This is a genomic window from Meridianimarinicoccus roseus (assembly GCF_003172915.1).
GTDB lineage: Bacteria > Pseudomonadota > Alphaproteobacteria > Rhodobacterales > Rhodobacteraceae > Meridianimarinicoccus > Meridianimarinicoccus roseus.
This window is the reverse complement of record NZ_QGKU01000003.1, coordinates 36,495-54,642: the sequence shown is the minus strand read 5'-3', so window position 1 is coordinate 54,642 and position 18,148 is coordinate 36,495. Positions and strand designations below refer to the sequence as shown.

Sequence of the window (18,148 nt, the reverse complement as noted above, 5' to 3'; positions counted from 1 at the left end):
CGCGCGAACGCACTGGCATGGTCGAACGGCGTGGGGCAGGGCTGTGGCTCACCCATCTGGGGATGATCGCCGGGGTGCTGGTAATCTTCTTTCCGATCTGGCTGGCCTTCGTCGCTTCCACCGTCACTCAGCCCGAAATCGTGCGCCCGCCGATGCCGCTCTGGCCCGGTGACCAGTTCCTTGCCAACTACCGCGCCGCGCTGCTGTCGGGAGTGAACGTGCCCGTCGCCACGATGCTGCTAAATAGCTTCGTGATGGCTATGGGGATCGCGCTTGGCAAGATCGTCATCTCGCTGCTGTCGGCCTTCGCCATCGTCTATTTCCGCTTTCCCGGTCGCACGCTATTCTTCTGGCTTATATTCCTGACGCTAATGCTGCCAGTGGAAGTCCGTATCGTGCCGACCTACGAGGTGGTCGCGGGCTTCGGTATGCTGAACAGCTATTCGGGGCTGATCTTCCCGCTGATCGCGTCAGCCACGGCGACCTTCCTGTTTCGTCAATTCTTCCTGACCGTGCCAGACGAGTTGGCCGAGGCCGCCCGCGTGGACGGGGCGCGCCCGATGCGCTTCTTCCTCGACATCCTGCTGCCGATGAGCCGCACCAACATCGCGGCGTTGTTCGTGATCCTGTTCATCTACGGCTGGAACCAGTATCTCTGGCCGCTTCTCATCACCACAGACCCCGAAATGAACACGATCGTGATGGGTATCCGCCAGATGTTCCCCTCGGGCGACGACGTGGCGGACTGGCCTGTCATCATGGCGACTTCGATCCTGGCGATGATCCCACCGGTGTTCGTCGTGATCTCCATGCAGCGGCTGTTCGTGCGCGGCCTTGTAGACAGCGAGAAATAAGTCATGGCCACCGTGCAACTCAGCGATATCCGGAAGCGTTTCGGCAAGACCGACGTGATCCACGGCGTCAGCATCGACATCGCCGATGGCGAGTTCGTGGTCATCGTCGGCCCGTCCGGCTGCGGCAAGTCCACTCTTCTGCGCATGGTCGCGGGACTCGAGACCATAAGCGGCGGCGAGGTGCGGATCGGCGACCGGGTCGTCAACGCGCTGGAACCCATGGACCGCGACATCGCGATGGTATTCCAGAACTACGCGCTTTACCCGCATATGAGCGTGGCGCAGAACATGGGCTACGGGCTGAAGATCGCACGCCTACCGAAGCACGAGATCGACCGCAAGGTACGTGAGGCAGCCGCGCTTCTGCAACTGACCGACTATCTCGACCGCAAACCGCGCGAATTGTCAGGCGGGCAGCGCCAGCGGGTGGCGATGGGCCGGGCCATCGTGCGCGCGCCATCGGTGTTCCTGTTCGACGAACCGCTGTCGAACCTCGACGCCAAGCTGCGGGTGCAGATGCGGCTGGAGATCCGGCAGTTGCAGTCGCAGATGGGTGTGACCGCGCTTTACGTCACCCACGACCAGGTCGAGGCGATGACGATGGCCGACCGGATGATTGTGATGAACGATGGCCGGGCCGAGCAGATAGGAACCCCGCTCGATGTCTACGAACGTCCGCGCACGCTGTTCGCGGCGCAGTTCATCGGCAGCCCGTCGATGAACCTGCTCGACGCGCAGGCGCGGGATGGCCGGATCAGCGTCGGGGAGGCGTTCATTGGGGACGCTGCGGCGCGGACAGGACCGGTGAGTCTCGGTATCCGCCCGGAACATGTCGCGCTCGACCCGGACGGACCGTTGGAACTGCGGGCACATCTTGCCGAACCATTGGGCGCGAACACACTGCTGCATGGAACGCTGGGCCCGACCGGCATCGGGTTCACCGCCAGCCTGCCTGGCGTGCGCAGGCTGGATGCGGGGGGCGAGACGCTGCGCCTTTCGGTGCAACCGGGGCACCTTCACCTGTTCGATCCCGCAAGCGGTCTTCGGCTGACATGAACGCGCACACACTGAACCGCCTGCGCCGGCGCGACGACCGGGTGCTGCTCCACGGCCACCGGGGCGCGCGCGGCGCGTTTCCGGAAAACACGATGCCGGGCTTCGACTACCTTGCCTCAATCGGTATCCAGGCTGTGGAATTCGACGTGCTGTGCGCGGCAGGCGGGGTGCCGGTGCTGACCCACAACCCTTACCTGCTGGCCGATACCACCCGCGACGGGAAGGGCGATTGGCTGGACGGGCAGGGACCCAAGCTGATCGAGACGCCGTGGGCGGCGCTGCGCGAATACGATGTCGGCGCGATCCGCACGGGCAGCGCCTATCACGCCCGGTTCCCCGAACAGGCCCGGCTGAGCGGCGTCCAGATTCCAAGCCTGGAGCGATTCTGCGCATGGGCACAGGCGCGACCGGCGATGTTTCTGGATATCGAGATCAAGTCCTTCGCCAATGCACCTGACCTGACGCCACCGCCGGGCGAGCTCTTGGCCGCGGTGCTCGACCCGGTGCACCGCTATGGGCTGGCCGACCGGGTGCTGGTGCAATCCTTCGACTGGCGCGTCCTGTCCGCCTGCAAGGCGCAGGCGCCCGACATCCTGCGCGGCTATCTCGCCCGGCTTGACAGGCCCGGTGCCGACACAGAGGCAACAGTGTATCCCGGATCACCCTGGCTCGACGGGCTGGAAGCGGCGGCACGGGACGGCGGGATGCCCGATGCGCTGGCGCAGGTCGGGGCTCACGTCTGGTGCCCGCATGTCACCGACCTTGCGCAGGCCGATCTCGAGCGCGCGCAAGCGTTGGGGCTGGCGGTGCATGTCTGGACCGTGAACGACGCGGACGAGATCGCGCGCGTGGCACGTATGGGCGTTGACGGGATCATCACCGACCTTCCGGCCCGTGCGCAGAACGTGCTAGCGGGCATGGGCCTTGGCTGGCGGTTCGAATGATGCGGCCGCGCGCCCCGCATCGGGGCGCGCGGGCTTTTGCTAGACGCCGACGCTGCGCAGTCCGGCAGCATCGGGCCGCGCGGCGTAACCAAGCGCGGTGACCGCGACCGCGGCCTCGGCTGCCTCGGCCCCCTTCTCGACGAAATGCGAGGCGAAGAAGGCTTCGTGATCCGGCGTTGGCTGATAATTATGCGGTGTCAGCGACACCGACAGGACCGGCACACCGGTCGCAAGTTGCACGTCCATCAGGCCGGTCACCACAGCCTGCGCCACGAAATCATGCCGGTAGATCCCGCCATCAACGACCAGCGCCGCCGCGGCGATCACGTCATATGCTCCGGACCGGGCCAGACGCTGGGCCAGCAGCGGCATCTCGAACGCACCGGGCACGTCGAAGGCCGTGACCTCCGCCGCAGGGTCCAGTTCGGCCATCCGCTGCGCGAAGCCTTCATGGGCGCGGTCCACGATCGCGGCGTGCCAGCGCGCCTTGATGAAGGCGATCTTCGGGGATTTTGTCATCGCTCTGTTCCTTTCACCACGTGACAGAATCCCAGAGCGAATTAGACACAGAACACGGACCGGGGCCCGCGCCTCGCGCCATTCTCTTCCATCCGGACTATGACCGTCGGCCCCGGAATTACACCGGATCTGCTGACCCCTGCCGAACCGGCAGGGCGCTCGCGGGCTATTACCGCCGGTGGGGAATTTCACCCCGCCCTGAGAATGCCCCCCGAATAGGCAAGAACCGCGGCTTGCTCAATGAAAATCGGACCGGGCGGCGGAAAGCGGCGTCAGATCTCGGCGGTGAAGCCTGCAGCCTCGATCCCCGCGACTGCCGCCGCGGCATCGTTTTCCGAGGTATCCCCGGTCACCCCGACCGCGCCGACAACGTCGCCCGCGCTGTCGCGCACCAGAACACCGCCCGGCACCGGGATCATCTGCCCCCCGAAGGCCGCGTTGGCGCAAGTGATGAAATAGGCCTGCGCTTCGGCGCGCTGCATCTGCGCGGTGCCGGCCATGCCCAGCATGACCGCACCATAGGCCTTGCCCTGCGCGATGGCGAAGCGACCCGGGCTGGCGCCGTCCTCGCGTTCGAAGGCCAGCGGGTGGCCGCCCGCGTCCAGCACGATGACCGACAGCGGCTTGAGGCCAAGGGCGCGGCCCTGTTCCAGCGCCTGCGCGATGATGCGCCGTGCCGCGTCGTGGGTGATCCTGTTCATGTCCGGTCCTCTCCTCCCCGTGTCGCGGGGCCGCGCCAGTCCGGCGCGCCCCGCCCGTCGCTCAGGCCTGCGCCTTGCGTTCAATCCGCCGCGCGTGCAGCACCGGTTCGGTGTAGCCCGACGGCTGCTGTGCCCCGAGGAAGACCAGATCGCAGGCCGCACGGAAGGCGATCCCGTCGAATCCGGGCGCCATCGGCACATAGGCCGGATCGCCCGCGTTCTGGCGGTCCACCACCTCGGCCATCTTTTGTATGATCTCCATCGTCTCGGCCTCGCCGATGACGCCGTGATGCAGCCAGTTGGCGATGTGCTGGGCAGAGATGCGGCAGGTCGCGCGGTCTTCCATCAGACCAACGTCGTTGATGTCGGGCACCTTGGAACACCCGACCCCCTGGTCGATCCAACGCACGACGTAGCCGAGGATGCCTTGCGCGTTGTTTTCGACCTCGCGCCGGATCTGCGCGCTGCTCCACTTGCGGAAGCTCGCAACGGGGATGCCCAAAAGCGCATCCACATAAGCCCGGCGCCCGCCCTTTTTCAGCGTGTCCTGCACCGCGAACACATCGACCCGGTGGTAATGCAGCGCGTGCAGCGTGGCCGCCGTGGGGCTTGGCACCCAGGCACAGTTGGCGCCCGCTTTCGGGTGTTCGATCTTGGTTTCGACCATCGCCGCCATCCGGTCGGGCATGGCCCACATGCCCTTGCCGATCTGCGCGCGGCCGGACAGGCCGCATTCCAGCCCGATATCGACATTCTGGTTCTCGTAGGCGGTGATCCAGCCCTTGCGTTTGATGAAATCCTTCCGCGAGAACGGTCCGGCCTCCATCGAGGTGTGGATCTCGTCGCCTGTGCGGTCCAGAAATCCGGTGTTGATGAAGCATACCCGGTGCAGCGCCGCGCGGATACACTCCTTCAGATTGACGGAGGTGCGGCGCTCCTCGTCCATGATACCCAGCTTTACGGTATAGGGCGGAAGGCCCAGCACTTTCTCGACATGGGCGAAGATCTCGCCCGCGAAGGCGACCTCGTCGGGACCGTGCATCTTGGGCTTGACCACATAAACCGACCCGGCCACCGAATTGCGCGGTCCGTCCGTCTTGGCCAGGTCATGCTTGGCGATGAGCGCCGTGATCATAGCGTCCATCAGGCCTTCGAAGATCTCGTTGCCGTCGCGGTCGAGGATCGCGGGATTGGTCATCAGGTGGCCGACATTGCGCACCAGCATGAGCGCCCGGCCCTTGACCGCGACCTCACCTCCGTGTGGCGCTGTGAAGACCGGATCGGGGCTAAGCGCGCGGGTGATGGTGCGGCCGCCCTTTTCGACCTTTTCGGTCAGATCACCCTTCATCAGACCAAGCCAGTTGCGATAGGCCAGCACCTTGTCCTCGGCATCGACGCAGGCGACGCTGTCCTCGCAATCCATGATCGCGGACACGGCGCTTTCCAGCCGAACATCGGCAAGGCCGCACTGGTCGCGGCTGCCGATCGGGTGGGTGCGGTCGAACACCAGTTCCACGTGCAGCCCGTTGTTGCGCAGCAGCACCGCCTCCGGCGCGCGGGGATGCCCGCGATAGCCAACGAATTTCTCGGGCTGCGACAGCGGCATGTCATCGACCAGAAGCGCACCGTCATGGACGTGGTAGCGGCGCGCGTCGGCATGGCTCGCGCCTTCAAGCGGAAACGCCTCGTCGAGGAAGACGCGCACCCGTGCCACGACCCGCGCGCCGCGGCCCCGGTCATATCCGCCCGCCGGCGGCAGGCTGCCCATCGCGTCGGTGCCGTAGAGCCCGTCATACAGACTGCCCCAGCGCGCGTTGGCCGCGTTCAGCGCATAGCGGGCATTGGTGATCGGCACGACAAGCTGCGGACCCGGCACAGTCGCGATCTCAGGGTCGACATTGGCTGTCTCGACGCAGAAATCGCCGCCTTCGGGGCGCAGATAGCCGATTTCGGTCAGGAACGCCTTGTAGGCCTCGTGGTCGTGCGGCTGGTTGCGCCGTTTTACGTGCCACGCGTCGATTTGCTTCTGAAGCGCGTCGCGCGTCGCCAGTAGCTCGGCGTTGCGCGGGCCCAGATCGTGTTGCAACGCGGCAAGGCCCGACCAGAATGCGTCGGCGGCAACGCCTGTGCCCGGGAGGGCCGCATCCTCGATGAACTCGGCCAGCACACGCGCGACCTGAAGGCCGGCGCGGTCCACACGGTCGATCTGCGGCTGGGTCGGTTGCTGGGTCATATGGTCCTCCGGGTGATATCCGGTGCGGGAGTAGCCCCTTGCCATGACGGGTTCAAGAGACCGCGGGCGCGGTCAGTTGAAGTCCCGGAACATCCGCGTGGCGGTGAACATCGATTCCAGTTGCTCGATCCGCGTGCGGCTTTCGCCCGCCAGCCGTGTCTGCACCTCGGCGATCAGCGCTTCGATCAGCAGCATAAGGGCGATGGTGCTGTCCCAGCTTGACGGCGCTTCCACGAGTCCGTGGAAACTGTGATCGGCCAGCTGCCCTATGGGCGACCCCCACTGGTCGGTGAACAGAACGATCCGGCAGCCCCGTGCCTTTGCCAGCTTGGCCAGCTTCAGAAGGTCGCTTTCGTAGCGGCGGATGTCGAACAGCACCAGCACGGAGGAGGTATCCATGTCCAGCAGGAACTGCGGCCAGATGCCCGGACTCCGGCCAAGTGCGGTGACACCGGGGCGGATGATCTGCATGTGGTTGAAAAGGTAGTCCGCGTTCGACCGGGTGATCCGGCCACCTTCGATGAAGATCGCGCGCGAAGGATCGGCAAGCAGGGCGGCGACCGCGTCGAATTCGCTCTCGTCGATCCGCGCCAGCGTTTCATGCAGGTTGCGGAACACGGCCGCCGCGAAGCGATAGAGCTTGTGCGCAGCCTGATCCTCGCCCGAGATTTCGTCCAGCTTCGAGATCGGTTTCTTGATCTGGTCCGAGATCTCGGCGCGCAGCGCCTCCTGCAGGGCCGAGAACCCGTCGAAGCCCAGCTTGCGCGCCATACGCACCACGGTCGGGGTGGACACATGCGCCGCCTGGGCCAGTTCCGTGATCGATTGCAGCCCCGCGATCGGGTAGTCCTGCATCAGCACGCTGGCCAGGTGACGCTCTGAAAGCGTCAAGTCGGCCATCCTGTCACGCATGAGCGATTTTACCGTCTTGCCGTTAACGGGCACATCGATTGCCTTGTTCTTCACCATTGCGGCAAGGGTAGTGAGGCAGTGTAGACCCGTCTACGAAAATTTCTTGACAGGATTTGAAATAATGTAGTGGTGTCTACACATGCGGTTCTCTCCTTCCCGATCCGACAACGACTTCGGCCCTGCGGTGGCCGTTTCCAACCCCGGTGGACGCGCGCCGATCGTGCTGGTGTGCGAACACGCCAGCCGCACGATCCCGCCCGCGCTCGATGGACTGGGCCTTGGCCCAGTCGCGGCGCAGTCGCACGTCGCCTGGGACATCGGCGCGCTCGATCTGGCGCGCGGGCTGTCCGAGCGGCTCGATGCGCCGCTGGTTGCCGGGCGCCTTTCGCGATTGGTCTATGACTGCAACCGCCCACCCGAGGCGCATGACGCGATCCCCGCCCGCAGCGAGGTTTTCGAGATCCCTGGAAACCAGGATCTGCCGCAGGCCGAACGCGCGCGCCGCACGGCTCTGGTCTACGAACCGTTCCACGACGCGCTTGCCACGCTGTTGGCCGCGCGGACCCGGCCGACCGTCCTGGTGACGGTGCACAGTTTCACACCAGTCTACAACGGCACACCGCGGGACGTGGAACTGGGCCTGCTACATGGCGACGACGACAGACTGGCACGTTCGATGCTGGTGCACACGGGCCAGACGGGCTGGCTTTGCGCACTGAATGCGCCTTACGGTCCGCAGGACGGGGTGCTGCACACGCTCGACCGACATGCTGCACCGCAGGGGATGCTTAACGTGATGATCGAGTTGCGCAACGACCTGATCCGCGACCAGCAGGGCGTAGGGGCTGCGGTGGTCCGCCTGTCGGCGCTGCTGGGCACTGCGCTGGCCGACCTCGGCGTGACCGAACAGGGGTCGGCATGACCGGGGCGCTGCGGGGCTTCGTGCGCGTTGTCGATGGCGTCAACTACCGCATCGGACGGGTTGTGATGTACGGCATCTTCGTGATCATGGCGATCCTGCTGTGGTCGTCCGTGTCCAAGACCTTCTTCGTGCCGTCGCTCTGGACACTCGAAATGGCGCAGTTCGCCATGGTCGCCTATTACATGCTGGGAGGACCCTACTCGATCCAGATGGGGTCGAACGTGCGCATGGATCTGCTGTACGGAAACTGGTCGGACCGTCGCAAGGCACAGGTCGACGCGCTGACCGTGCTGTTCCTGATCACCTATCTCGGCATTCTGCTGTGGGGCGGGATCGACAGCACGATCTATTCGTTCCAGTACGGCGGCGAACGCAGCCCGACGGCGTGGCGCCCCTACCTGTGGCCGATCAAGTGCATCATGGTTTTCGCGATCGCGCTGATGCTGTTGCAGGCGCTATCCGAACTGGCCAAGGACATCCTGCGCCTGAAGGGAGAGCCCGTCTGATGCCCTACGAGATGATCGCGGCACTGATGTTCTCAACAATGATGCTGATGCTGTTGACCGGGCAGCGCGTCTTCGGGGCCATTGGCTTCGTTGCGGTGATGGCCGCGCTTCTGCTGTGGGGCGACCGAGGCGGGTACGACCTGGGTTTCTCGGCAGCGATGAAGTTGATGAAATGGTACCCACTGCTGACACTGCCGATGTTCATCTTCATGGGCTACGTGCTGTCCGAAAGCCGCATCGCGGACGACCTGTACCGGATGTTCCATGTCTGGATGGGCGGGCTGCGGGGCGGACTGGCAGTGGGCACCATCGGACTGATGGTGCTGGTGTCGGCCATGAACGGGCTCAGCGTGGCGGGCATGGCGATCGGGGCCACCATCGCGCTGCCAGAACTGCTGAAACGCGGCTATGACAAGCGGATGGTCACTGGCGTGATCCAGGCGGGCTCCAGCCTCGGCATCCTCGTGCCGCCTTCGGTGGTGCTCGTGCTCTATGCGATGATCGCGCGCCAGCCGGTCGGGCAGTTGTGGCTGGCCGGGGTGGTGCCGGGATTGATGATGGCGGCGCTTTTCATCCTCTACATCGTCGTGCGCTGTCGGCTGCAACCCGAACTCGGCCCCGTGCTGCCCGCCGAGGACCGCGATGTCGGCCGGGCCGAGAAGCTCCGCCTGTTGCGTGCGGGCCTGCTGCCGCTGGGCATCTTCGCGGCCATGATGGTGCCCTTCGTCAACGGCTGGACCTCGCTGGTTGAAAGCTCGGCCATCGGGGCGATCACGGCATTCCTCGTTGCGGTCGCCAAGGGCCGCATGACCCGCGACGTGTTCGAAACGAGCGTGCGCAACACGCTCGGGATCACCTGCATGTTCATGTGGATCATCCTTGCCGCGCTCGCCTTCGGAGCGGTATTCGACGGTCTTGGAGCGGTGAAGGCCATCGAGGCGCTCTTTACCGAACGGCTGGGGCTGAATCCCTGGGTGATCCTGATACTGATGCAACTCAGCTTCATCCTGATGGGCACGTTTCTTGACGATACAGCAATGTTGGTCATCGTGGCGCCGCTTTACGTGCCATTGGTCGGACAACTTGGCTTCGACCTTGTCTGGTACGGAATCCTCTACACGATCACCTGCCAGATCGCCTACATGACGCCGCCCTTCGGCTACAACCTGTTCCTGATGCGGGCGATGGCCCCGCCCGAGATCACGCTGCGCGACATTTACGGGTCGATCACACCCTTTGTGCTGGTGATGGTCTGCGCGCTGGTGCTGGTGATGGTATTCCCCGGGCTTGCGCTGTGGCTGCCGGGTGTCGTCTATGGAAACTGATACAACGATCCCGGCGAACGGGACACTGCAAGGACCGATCCGACCCCTTACCAACAGGAGAGAGAGTGACATGACAACGAGACGCAAGTTCCTGACGGCGACCGGCGCTGGCGCGCTGGCGGTACCGCTGGCGGCCCCGGCCATCGTCAAGGCGCAGGCCCCGATCCGCTGGCGGTTCCAGACCTATGCCGGCGCCGCGCTTGGCGAGCAGGTGACCAAGCCGATCATCGATTACATCAACGCCGCCGCACAGGGCGAGTTGGAGATCGAGCTGTTCTACGCTGACCAGATCGTGCCCACGGGCGAGCTGTTCCAGGCGCTTCAGCGCGGCACCATCGACGGCGTGCATTCGGACGACGACAGCATGGCCTCGCCCACGCCGCTGCGCGTGTTCGGCGGCTACTTCCCCTTCGCCACCAAGCACATCCTCGACGTGCCAGTGCTGTTCAACCAGTACGGTCTTGCCGACATCTGGCGCGAGGAATACGCCAAGGTCGGCGTGCAGTGGCTGTCGGCGGCGGGACAGGACCCTTGCAACTTCAACACCACCAAGGAAATCACGTCGGTCGACGATCTCGACGGTCTGCGGCTCTATACCTTCCCGACAGCGGGCCGCTTCCTTGCCAAGTTCGGCGTCGTGTCGGTGAACATCCCCTACGAGGATGCCGAAGTCGCTGTGCAGACCGGGGAACTGGACGGCATGGCCTGGTCCGGCATCACCGAGGATTACACCGTCGGTTGGGCGGATGTGACCGACTATTTCCTGACCAACAACATCTCGGGCGCGTGGATCGGATCATTCTTCGTGAACCAGGAACGCTGGGCAGAACTGCCCGACCACCTCAAGCAGCTTGTGATGGCCTCGATCGAAGCCGGGCACACCTACCGCAACCAGTGGTACTGGGGCGGCGAGGCACGACTGCGCGCGCAGGGCGACAAGCTGGCGCTGCGGTCGGTTCCGGCCGACGAATGGGCGGTGGTCGAAGACGCCGCGAAGGAGTTCTGGAACGAGATCGCCGAGGAAAGCGAGACCCACGCCAAGATCGTGCAGATCTTCCGCGACTACAACGAGGTCATCAACCAGGCCGGACCGCCCTACAACTTCGAGTGATCCCCGCCTACACATCGGCCGACCCCGTATCGCACGGGGTCGGCGCCTATTTCGACCACAAGCAGGAAGACCCATGCCCGCCGTGCTGAGTTTCGACGACCTGAAGACCGCCGTGGCCGAGGGCCGCATCGACACCGTGCTGGCATGTTTCACCGACATGCAGGGCCGATTGATGGGCAAGCGCTTTCACGCCCGCAACTTCGTGGACCATTCCCACCACGAAACTCATTGCTGCAACTACCTTCTGGCGACCGACCTTGAGATGGCCACGCCTGACGGCTATGCCGCGTCCAGCTGGGCCAAGGGCTATGGCGATTACATCATGCAGCCCGACCTCGACACGCTGCGCCCGGTGCCGTGGCTCGACGGCACGGCGATGGTGCTGTGCGACATCCTCGACCATCACGCCCACGCGCCTGTGCCGCACGACCCGCGCGCCATGCTCAAGGCACAGGTCGCCCGTGCCGAAGCGATGGGCCTTGCGCCCGTTATGGCGACGGAACTGGAATTCTTCCTGTTTGACAAGTCGCTGGACGAGATCCGGGCAGGCGGCTTCCGCGACCTGACCCCGCTGGGCAAGTACAACGAGGATTACCACATCTTCGCCACCACCAAGGAGGAGAAGATCCTGCGCCCGGTGCGCAATCACCTTGCCGCAGCGGGCATTCCAGTGGAAGGCACCAAGGGCGAGGCCGAGGCCGGGCAGGAAGAACTGAACATCCGCTACGCGGACGCGCTGGCCTGCGCCGATCACCACACCATCGCCAAGCACGCGGTCAAGGAAATCGCCTGGCAGCATGGCCATGCCGCCAGTTTCCTGTCCAAGCTCGCGCCGGGCCGTGTCGGCAGCTCAAGCCATGTGCACCAATCCCTGTGGCGCGACGGCGCGCCCGCCTTCTTCGACCCGCAGGCCGAACTTGGCATGTCGGCGCTGATGCGCGCCTATCTTGCCGGGCTGATCGCCTATGCCGCTGACTACACCTTCTTTCTTGCGCCCTACGTGAACAGCTACAAGCGTTTCGCCAAGGGCACCTTCGCACCGACCCGCACCGCATGGTCGGTGGACAACCGCACCGCCGCCTTCCGCCTGTGCGGTGACGGCACGCCCGGCGTGCGCGTGGAGTGCCGCATCGGCGGGTCAGACCTCAATCCCTATCTCGCGCAAGCGGCGATGCTGGCCGCGGGCCTGAAGGGTATCGAGGAGAGGCTGGACCTCGCGCCGCCGATGAGCGGCGACATCTACGACAGCGACGGTGAGGAAGTACCGCGCAGCCTGCGCGAGGCGACCGAAACGCTTCGCAGCTCGGCCATGCTGCGGGCCGCCTTCGGCGACGGGGTGGTTGACCACTACACCCGTTGCGCGGAATGGGAGCAGGAAGAGTTCGACCGCGCCGTCACCGACTGGGAAATCGCGCGTGGCTTCGAGAAGGCCTGACCGCAACCCTGCAACGACTGCGCCGCGCGTCGGCGCGCCATCCAAAGGAAACGACGTGAGAACGCTCGACTGCATCTCGCCCATCGACGGCTCGGTCCATGCCCGCCGCCCCATCCTCTCCGCCGAAGCGGCACAGGACGCCGCCTCACGCGCGCGGGCCGCGCAGCCCGACTGGGCCGCACGGCTGCTGTCCGACCGCATCGCGCTGGTGCGCCGTGCGGTCGAGATCATCGGCACCCAGACGGACCGCATGGCCACAGAACTCGCGCACCAGATGGGTCGCCCGGTGCGCTATGGCGGCGAATATGGCGGCTTCAAGGAACGCGCCGACTACATGGCCGACATCGCGCCCGAGGCGCTGGCGCCCACCGTGATCGAAGACAGCGACCGCTTCCTGCGCAAGATCGCCCGCGAGCCGCAAGGCACCGTGCTAATTGTGGCGCCGTGGAACTATCCCTACATGACGGCGATCAACACGCTGGCACCCGCGCTGATCGCAGGCAACGCGGTCGTGCTGAAACATGCCACGCAAACGCTGCTTGTCGGCGAGCATCTGGCCGAAGCGTTCCACGCGGCGGGCGTGCCCGAGGACGTATTCCAGAACGTCGTGCTGGACCATGACACGACGAGTGCCCTGATCGCGTCGCGTGCCTTCGACTTTGTCAACTTCACCGGATCGGTCGGCGGCGGGCGTGCGATCGAACGCGCGGCCGCCGGAACCTTCGCCGCGGTCAGCACCGAACTCGGCGGCAAGGACCCGGGCTATGTGCGCGAGGATGCCGACCTCGACGCCGCCGTGGACGGTCTGATGGACGGCGCGCTGTTCAATTCCGGCCAGTGCTGCTGCGGAATCGAACGGATCTACGTCCATGAAAGCTTGTTCGACGCCTTCGTCGAAAAGGCGGTATCGGTCGCGCGCGGCATGGTGCTGGGCAATCCGCTTGACCCGGAAACGACGCTGGGGCCGATGGCCCATGTGCGCTTCGCGCAGGTTGTGCGCGCCCAGATCGCCGATGCCGTCGCGGCGGGGGCGACGGCCCATGTGCCGACCTTCAAGGCCGATGACGGCGGGGCCTACCTGACGCCGCAGGTGCTGACCGGGGTCACCCACGATATGGCCGTGATGCGCGAGGAAAGTTTCGGCCCGGTGGTCGGCATCATGCCGGTCGGCGGCGACGAAGAGGCGATCGCGCTGATGAACGATTGTCAGTTCGGCCTGACTGCCGCCATATACACCCGCGACGCAGCGGCGGCGGACCGGATAGGGGCACGGCTGCGCACAGGCACCGTGTTCATGAACCGCTGCGATTATCTCGACCCGGCGCTATGCTGGACCGGCTGCAAAGACACCGGGCGCGGCACCGGCCTGTCCATGCTAGGCTACCAGGCGTTGACCCGGCCGAAATCCTACCACCTCAAGAAGGGCTGACAGATGAAACTGGTTGGCAACTGGTCCTACCCGACCGCCGTGCGCTTCGGCGCGGGCCGCATTTCCGAACTGCCCGACGCGTGCCGCGCTGCCGGCATGTCACAGCCGCTTCTGGTCACCGACCGCGGGCTTGCAGGCCTGCCGATCACGGCCGCCGCGCTGGACCTTCTGGAAGCCGCGGGACTGGGCCGCGCGATCTTTTCCGACGTGGACGCCAACCCGTCGGGCCGCAACGTGGAGAACGGGCTGCGCGTGATGCGCGAGGGCGGCTTCGACGGCGTGGTCGCCTTCGGGGGAGGCTCTGGCCTCGATCTTGGCAAGGTGCTGGCCTTCATGGCCGGGCAAACCCGCCCGCTGTGGGATTTCGAGGACATCGGCGACTGGTGGACCCGAGCCGACCCGGCGGGCATCGCGCCCATCGTCGCGATTCCGACCACGGCGGGCACCGGGTCCGAGGTCGGTCGCGCGGGCGTGATCACCAACGAGGACACGCACGAGAAGAAGATTATCTTCCACCCCAAGATGCTTCCTGCGCAGGTGATCTGCGATCCGGAACTCACCATCGGGATGCCGCCCGCGATCACAGCCGGGACCGGCCTTGATGCCTTCGCGCATTGCGTGGAAGCCTTTAGCTCCCCGCATTATCATCCGATGAGCCAGGGCATCGCGCTGGAAGGGATGCGCCTGGTGAAGGACTACCTGCCGCGCGCCTATGCCGACGGCACCGACATCGAGGCGCGCGCGCACATGATGTCAGCGGCAGCAATGGGCGCGACCGCGTTCCAAAAGGGTCTTGGAGCGATCCACGCGCTGAGCCATCCGATCGGCGCGGTGCACCACACCCACCACGGCACAACCAATGCCGTGTGCATGCCCGCCGTCCTGCAGTTCAATGCGCCCGCCATTGCGGCCCGGTTCGACATGGCGGCGGCGTATCTGGGGATTGCCGGGGGGTTCGACGGCTTTTGCCGTTTCGTGGACGACCTGAACGCGGGGCTGGGAATTCCGGCGACGCTCACAGATCTGGGGGTGCACAGTCCCGACCTCGAGGCGCTCACAGCGGCTGCGTTGCGCGATCCCAGCACCGGCGGAAACCCGGTCGAGATGACGGGCGAAAACACCCGCGCCCTTTTCGAAGCGCTGATGTGACGGCGCCTGCCGGCTCCGCGCATCGCGGGGGATTGCGCGGGCCGGGCGGCGGGGGCAGGGTGGCGTCATGACCACTTTTCGCTTGTTGCTGCTGGCCCTGTTTCTGTGCGCACCCGCCGCGCACAGCGACGGGTTGCCACGCCCGCTGTCCGACGCGGATTTCATACCCGTGAACGAGGACGAGGCGCGGTTGGGCTGGCTGCTGTTCTACGACCCGATCCTGTCGGGCAACCGGAACATTTCCTGCGCATCATGTCATCATCCGCGCTTCGCCACGGCGGACGGAGTTTCGCTGACGCTGGGCGAGGGCGGGATCGGCCTTGGCCCCAGCCGCAGGGCGGACCCGGACAACCTGCCCGAACGGCGGCTGCCGCGCAATTCCACCGCGCTGTTCAACCTGGGCGCAGCGGATCTGCCCGCGCTTTTCCACGACGGCCGGATCGAGTTGGACCCGACGCGCAAGGCGGGCTTCCGCACCCCGCTGGAAGATGATATGGCCAGCGGGTTTTCCGGCATCGTTTCAGCACAGACCATGTTCCCCGTGCTCAGCCAGGACGAGATGGCGGGCCACTACAGCGAGAACGATGTGGCGCAGGCCGTGCGGCAGGGTCGCATCACCGGGCCGGGCGGGGCTTGGGACATCATCGCACGCCGGGTCGCCGCGATCCCGGAGTACTCGGCGCGGTTCCGTGAGGTCTACCCGCACCTCGATGCGCCGGGGGACATTCATTTCACCGACATCTCCAACGCAATCGCCGCCTTCATGGCCTTCGAATGGCGCAGCGACGACAGCGCCTTCGACCGCCACTTGCGCGGCGAGGCCACGCTGGAAGGGGCGGCAGCTGCGGGCATGGAATTGTTCTACGGGCCGAGCGGCTGCGCCGATTGCCATGCCGGCCCGTTCCTGACCGATCACGGCTTTCACGCGATGGGGATGCCGCAGATCGGCCCGGGCAAGGTTGGACGGTTCGAACGGCATGCCCGAGACGAGGGGCGCTTCCGAGTTACGGCCAACCCTGCGGACCTTTTCGCGTTTCGCACGCCTGCCCTGCGCAACGTCGCGCGCACCGGCCCGTGGGGGCACGACGGCGCCTATTCGGACCTTGAGGCCTTCGTGGCCGACCATGCCGACCCGAAAGCCGCGCCCGAGCGCTACAATCGCGCGCAGGCGGTGCTGCCCGCGCTACCGGGCGCATCGGATTTCGCGGTAATGGACGATCCGGCCGAGGTCGCGGCGCTGCGCAAGGCTGCGACGGACTGGGGGGTGGCACTGTCCGGGACCGAGATCGCGGCGTTGGTCGCGTTCCTTGAAAGCCTGACCGACGAGGCCGCCATCGCCGGGCGACTGGGCGTGCCCGACGCCGTGCCGAGTGGTCTGCCGGTGGAACGCTAGTCGCTGCGCGCAGCCAGCCGCGCGCCGTCGCGCCACAGCGTAACGGCCTGCCGCGCGGGCAGGCTCAGCCAGTCGGACACGGCTCCGTCCGGCCAGGTGATACGGATCTCGGCGCGGTCCGCCGCGCCCAGCCCGAAATGCAGGGGCCCGGCCTGCCCGCCGGCGTGGCCACCGCCGACTGTGCGTTCCTGCACCGCGACCGTCCCATCCGGGCGGCGCGCTTCGATCCACGCGCCCACCGCATGCGTGTTCGGCCCCGCCTGTCGGGGCGTCAGGGCAAGCCAGGCGCCGGTGTCCGGGGTCACATTGCGCCACAACTCCAGCGGGGCACGACGGTTCACCACAACAAGGTCAAGCCGCCCATCGCCGTCCAGATCGGCCAATGCGGCGCCGCGCGCGCGGTCAGTGCTGGCGATACCGGCCGCGACCGAGGCTTCGGCGAAGGTGCCGTCAGGGCGGCCCATCAGCAAATTGTTGGGGTCACGCATCGCATTGTCGGGCATCTGGTCCACATTGCCCTTGGCGATGAACAGGTCCGCCAGCCCGTCATTGTCCACGTCGCCGAACTGCGCGTGCCAACCGGTGGACGGGCGCCCGTCATCGCCGACATGAGGGCGCGTGGCGTGGCTGCCGGTCCCCCATGGCGCGTCCACATAGCCCGCCGTGTCGGTCGCGTATTGCAGAAGCTGGTCTCCCATGGAAGTCAGCATCACGTCCGGTCGGCCGTCGTTGTTCAGATCGCGGCTCGCGATGCCCATGCCCCAGATGGAGATAGGCCGCCAGCCGTCCTGCGGGCCCAGAAGCCGCAAAGGCGACAGGCGCCACATCTGTTCCGATCCACCACGCACGTAGTAGTGCCGGTCGTTCGATAGGCGCAGGTCGGCGCGCCCTTGGCGCGACCAGTCCGAGAACAGCGCCGACAGAGCGCAAAAGCCCGGCGACAGCGCGACCGGGCCCGCGTAACCCGACCCGACAGGGCGCAGCAGCACATTGTCATCGCACGCCTCGAAGGGGCCGTCGGGATCGTCCCGGTTGACGTAATTTCCGATCGCCAGCGTTGGCCAGTCCGCCCCCGGCTCCCAGGTCGCGGTGAAGGCGGTGGACCACGCGTTGCCCGGCGCAATGCCCCAGTCGGCGGTCGCGTCGCGGAATCCACAGGCCCCGTCGCCGCGCAGCGCCATGTTGGGACCCGCGCGCAGTACGAACAGGTCCATCGCGCCATCGCTGTCGATATCCAGCGGGTAGGCTCCAGTGATCCCGGTCACCCCGTCCAGCGGCGCGATTGCCAACGTCGCGAACGCCAACTCGCCGCCCGGCGGCGTCACGTTGCGATATGCGGTGGTCGGCTCCGCGCCTCCCGCCGCCAGTAGGTCCGGCCGCGCATCGCCGTCGCAGTCGAAAACAGCTACCCCGCCGCCGACGAAATGCTCCCACCCGCCGCCATAGACATGCTGCGGGCCGGGCAGGACCGCACGCATGTCGGAAAAACGCGGGCCGGGGCCGTCGGCACGGGGCGCGGTGGTCTGCACAGGCCGCGACACCGGGCCCGCGGCACGATAGGCGTCGGTCTGCGCCGAAGCAGGCAGCGCGGCAAGGGCGGCAAGGACAAGGCGGTAAAGAACGGTCAGGCGCATGGCGGCACCATGGCCACGACCGGCG

16 protein-coding genes and 1 riboswitch are annotated in these 18,148 nt (G+C 66.1%); of the genes, 11 read left to right on the top strand and 5 right to left on the bottom strand.

The genetic code is table 11. From position 1 onward, the window contains the following. Positions 1 to 17: 17 nt before the first annotated feature. Genes ugpE through DKT77_RS00495 form a run of 3 tightly spaced genes read left to right on the top strand, consistent with a single transcriptional unit; the run spans position 18 to position 2,854 of the window. Positions 18 to 854: a sn-glycerol-3-phosphate ABC transporter permease UgpE gene (ugpE, locus tag DKT77_RS00505; RefSeq protein ID WP_109809929.1), complete on the top strand. Its 837-nt coding sequence runs from the start codon at positions 18 to 20 to the stop codon at positions 852 to 854. Positions 855 to 857: 3 nt separating this feature from the next. Then, a complete protein-coding gene (locus DKT77_RS00500) occupies positions 858 to 1,910 on the top strand; it encodes an ABC transporter ATP-binding protein (RefSeq protein WP_109809785.1) in 1,053 nt (350 codons plus the stop codon). Then, a complete protein-coding gene (locus DKT77_RS00495; protein WP_109809784.1) occupies positions 1,907 to 2,854 on the top strand; it encodes a glycerophosphodiester phosphodiesterase family protein in 948 nt (315 codons plus the stop codon). The genes DKT77_RS00500 and DKT77_RS00495 overlap by 4 nt, the downstream gene beginning before the upstream one ends. A 39-nt stretch (positions 2,855 to 2,893) precedes the next feature. Here DKT77_RS00495 and DKT77_RS00490 read toward each other — a convergent pair whose 3' ends face one another. From DKT77_RS00490 to DKT77_RS00475, 4 genes are all read right to left on the bottom strand, one after another. After that, a complete protein-coding gene (locus DKT77_RS00490; protein ID WP_109809783.1) occupies positions 2,894 to 3,373 on the bottom strand; it encodes a 6,7-dimethyl-8-ribityllumazine synthase in 480 nt (159 codons plus the stop codon). Between the two features lie 76 nt (positions 3,374 to 3,449). After that, positions 3,450 to 3,583, bottom strand: a riboswitch (FMN riboswitch). A gap of 62 nt (positions 3,584 to 3,645) precedes the next feature. Next, positions 3,646 to 4,074, bottom strand: coding sequence for a GlcG/HbpS family heme-binding protein (locus tag DKT77_RS00485; protein WP_109809782.1), 429 nt, complete (start codon positions 4,072 to 4,074; stop codon positions 3,646 to 3,648). A gap of 61 nt (positions 4,075 to 4,135) precedes the next feature. Then, positions 4,136 to 6,307 (bottom strand): malate synthase G, encoded by a 2,172-nt coding sequence (locus DKT77_RS00480; protein WP_109809781.1) that lies wholly within the window; start codon positions 6,305 to 6,307, stop codon positions 4,136 to 4,138. Positions 6,308 to 6,379: 72 nt separating this feature from the next. Continuing rightward, entirely contained in the window at positions 6,380 to 7,219 is an 840-nt protein-coding gene (locus DKT77_RS00475) for a MurR/RpiR family transcriptional regulator (RefSeq protein ID WP_274520038.1), read from the bottom strand. Between the two features lie 139 nt (positions 7,220 to 7,358). On the opposite strand from DKT77_RS00475, the gene DKT77_RS00470 reads away from it, so the two are divergent. The 8 genes from DKT77_RS00470 to DKT77_RS00435 all read left to right on the top strand — a co-directional run bounded on the left by DKT77_RS00470 (position 7,359) and on the right by DKT77_RS00435 (position 16,489). Then, positions 7,359 to 8,141 carry an N-formylglutamate amidohydrolase gene (locus tag DKT77_RS00470; RefSeq protein ID WP_109809779.1) on the top strand — a complete coding sequence of 261 codons (783 nt, stop codon included), beginning with the start codon at positions 7,359 to 7,361 and terminating at the stop codon, positions 8,139 to 8,141. Next, entirely contained in the window at positions 8,138 to 8,647 is a 510-nt protein-coding gene (locus tag DKT77_RS00465; protein WP_109809778.1) for a TRAP transporter small permease subunit, read from the top strand. Before DKT77_RS00470 ends, DKT77_RS00465 begins: the two co-directional genes overlap by 4 nt. Then, positions 8,647 to 9,972, top strand: a complete 1,326-nt coding sequence (locus DKT77_RS00460) for a TRAP transporter large permease (RefSeq protein ID WP_109809777.1) — start codon at positions 8,647 to 8,649, stop codon at positions 9,970 to 9,972. Before DKT77_RS00465 ends, DKT77_RS00460 begins: the two co-directional genes overlap by 1 nt. A gap of 70 nt (positions 9,973 to 10,042) precedes the next feature. Beyond that, entirely contained in the window at positions 10,043 to 11,083 is a 1,041-nt protein-coding gene (locus DKT77_RS00455) for a TRAP transporter substrate-binding protein (RefSeq protein WP_109809776.1), read from the top strand. A 73-nt stretch (positions 11,084 to 11,156) separates the two neighbouring features. After that, positions 11,157 to 12,518, top strand: coding sequence for a glutamine synthetase family protein (locus DKT77_RS00450; RefSeq protein WP_109809775.1), 1,362 nt, complete (start codon positions 11,157 to 11,159; stop codon positions 12,516 to 12,518). A gap of 55 nt (positions 12,519 to 12,573) precedes the next feature. Then, positions 12,574 to 13,947, top strand: a complete 1,374-nt coding sequence (locus tag DKT77_RS00445) for an aldehyde dehydrogenase family protein (protein WP_109809774.1) — start codon at positions 12,574 to 12,576, stop codon at positions 13,945 to 13,947. Positions 13,948 to 13,950: 3 nt separating this feature from the next. Further along, complete coding sequence (locus tag DKT77_RS00440; protein WP_109809773.1) at positions 13,951 to 15,096, top strand: iron-containing alcohol dehydrogenase; 1,146 nt, start codon at positions 13,951 to 13,953, stop codon at positions 15,094 to 15,096. A gap of 67 nt (positions 15,097 to 15,163) precedes the next feature. Next, entirely contained in the window at positions 15,164 to 16,489 is a 1,326-nt protein-coding gene (locus DKT77_RS00435; protein ID WP_109809772.1) for a cytochrome-c peroxidase, read from the top strand. Here DKT77_RS00435 and DKT77_RS00430 read toward each other — a convergent pair. Beyond that, positions 16,486 to 18,123 (bottom strand): CRTAC1 family protein, encoded by a 1,638-nt coding sequence (locus DKT77_RS00430; RefSeq protein ID WP_109809771.1) that lies wholly within the window; start codon positions 18,121 to 18,123, stop codon positions 16,486 to 16,488. The two genes, DKT77_RS00435 and DKT77_RS00430, sit on opposite strands and share 4 nt — an antisense overlap. Positions 18,124 to 18,148: the final 25 nt, after the last annotated feature.

Excerpts from the sequence above, each read along its gene's own strand:
- ugpE (WP_109809929.1), top strand. The coding sequence starts at position 18 with ATGGTCGAACGGCGTGGGGCAGGGCTGTGGCTCACCCATCTGGGGATG.
- DKT77_RS00500 (WP_109809785.1), top strand. The coding sequence starts at position 858 with ATGGCCACCGTGCAACTCAGCGATATCCGGAAGCGTTTCGGCAAGACC.
- DKT77_RS00495 (WP_109809784.1), top strand. The coding sequence starts at position 1,907 with ATGAACGCGCACACACTGAACCGCCTGCGCCGGCGCGACGACCGGGTG.
- DKT77_RS00490 (WP_109809783.1), bottom strand. The coding sequence starts at position 3,373 with ATGACAAAATCCCCGAAGATCGCCTTCATCAAGGCGCGCTGGCACGCC.
- DKT77_RS00485 (WP_109809782.1), bottom strand. The coding sequence starts at position 4,074 with ATGAACAGGATCACCCACGACGCGGCACGGCGCATCATCGCGCAGGCG.
- DKT77_RS00480 (WP_109809781.1), bottom strand. The coding sequence starts at position 6,307 with ATGACCCAGCAACCGACCCAGCCGCAGATCGACCGTGTGGACCGCGCC.
- DKT77_RS00475 (WP_274520038.1), bottom strand. The coding sequence starts at position 7,219 with ATGCGTGACAGGATGGCCGACTTGACGCTTTCAGAGCGTCACCTGGCC.
- DKT77_RS00470 (WP_109809779.1), top strand. The coding sequence starts at position 7,359 with ATGCGGTTCTCTCCTTCCCGATCCGACAACGACTTCGGCCCTGCGGTG.
- DKT77_RS00465 (WP_109809778.1), top strand. The coding sequence starts at position 8,138 with ATGACCGGGGCGCTGCGGGGCTTCGTGCGCGTTGTCGATGGCGTCAAC.
- DKT77_RS00460 (WP_109809777.1), top strand. The coding sequence starts at position 8,647 with ATGCCCTACGAGATGATCGCGGCACTGATGTTCTCAACAATGATGCTG.
- DKT77_RS00455 (WP_109809776.1), top strand. The coding sequence starts at position 10,043 with ATGACAACGAGACGCAAGTTCCTGACGGCGACCGGCGCTGGCGCGCTG.
- DKT77_RS00450 (WP_109809775.1), top strand. The coding sequence starts at position 11,157 with ATGCCCGCCGTGCTGAGTTTCGACGACCTGAAGACCGCCGTGGCCGAG.
- DKT77_RS00440 (WP_109809773.1), top strand. The coding sequence starts at position 13,951 with ATGAAACTGGTTGGCAACTGGTCCTACCCGACCGCCGTGCGCTTCGGC.
- DKT77_RS00435 (WP_109809772.1), top strand. The coding sequence starts at position 15,164 with ATGACCACTTTTCGCTTGTTGCTGCTGGCCCTGTTTCTGTGCGCACCC.
- DKT77_RS00430 (WP_109809771.1), bottom strand. The coding sequence starts at position 18,123 with ATGCGCCTGACCGTTCTTTACCGCCTTGTCCTTGCCGCCCTTGCCGCG.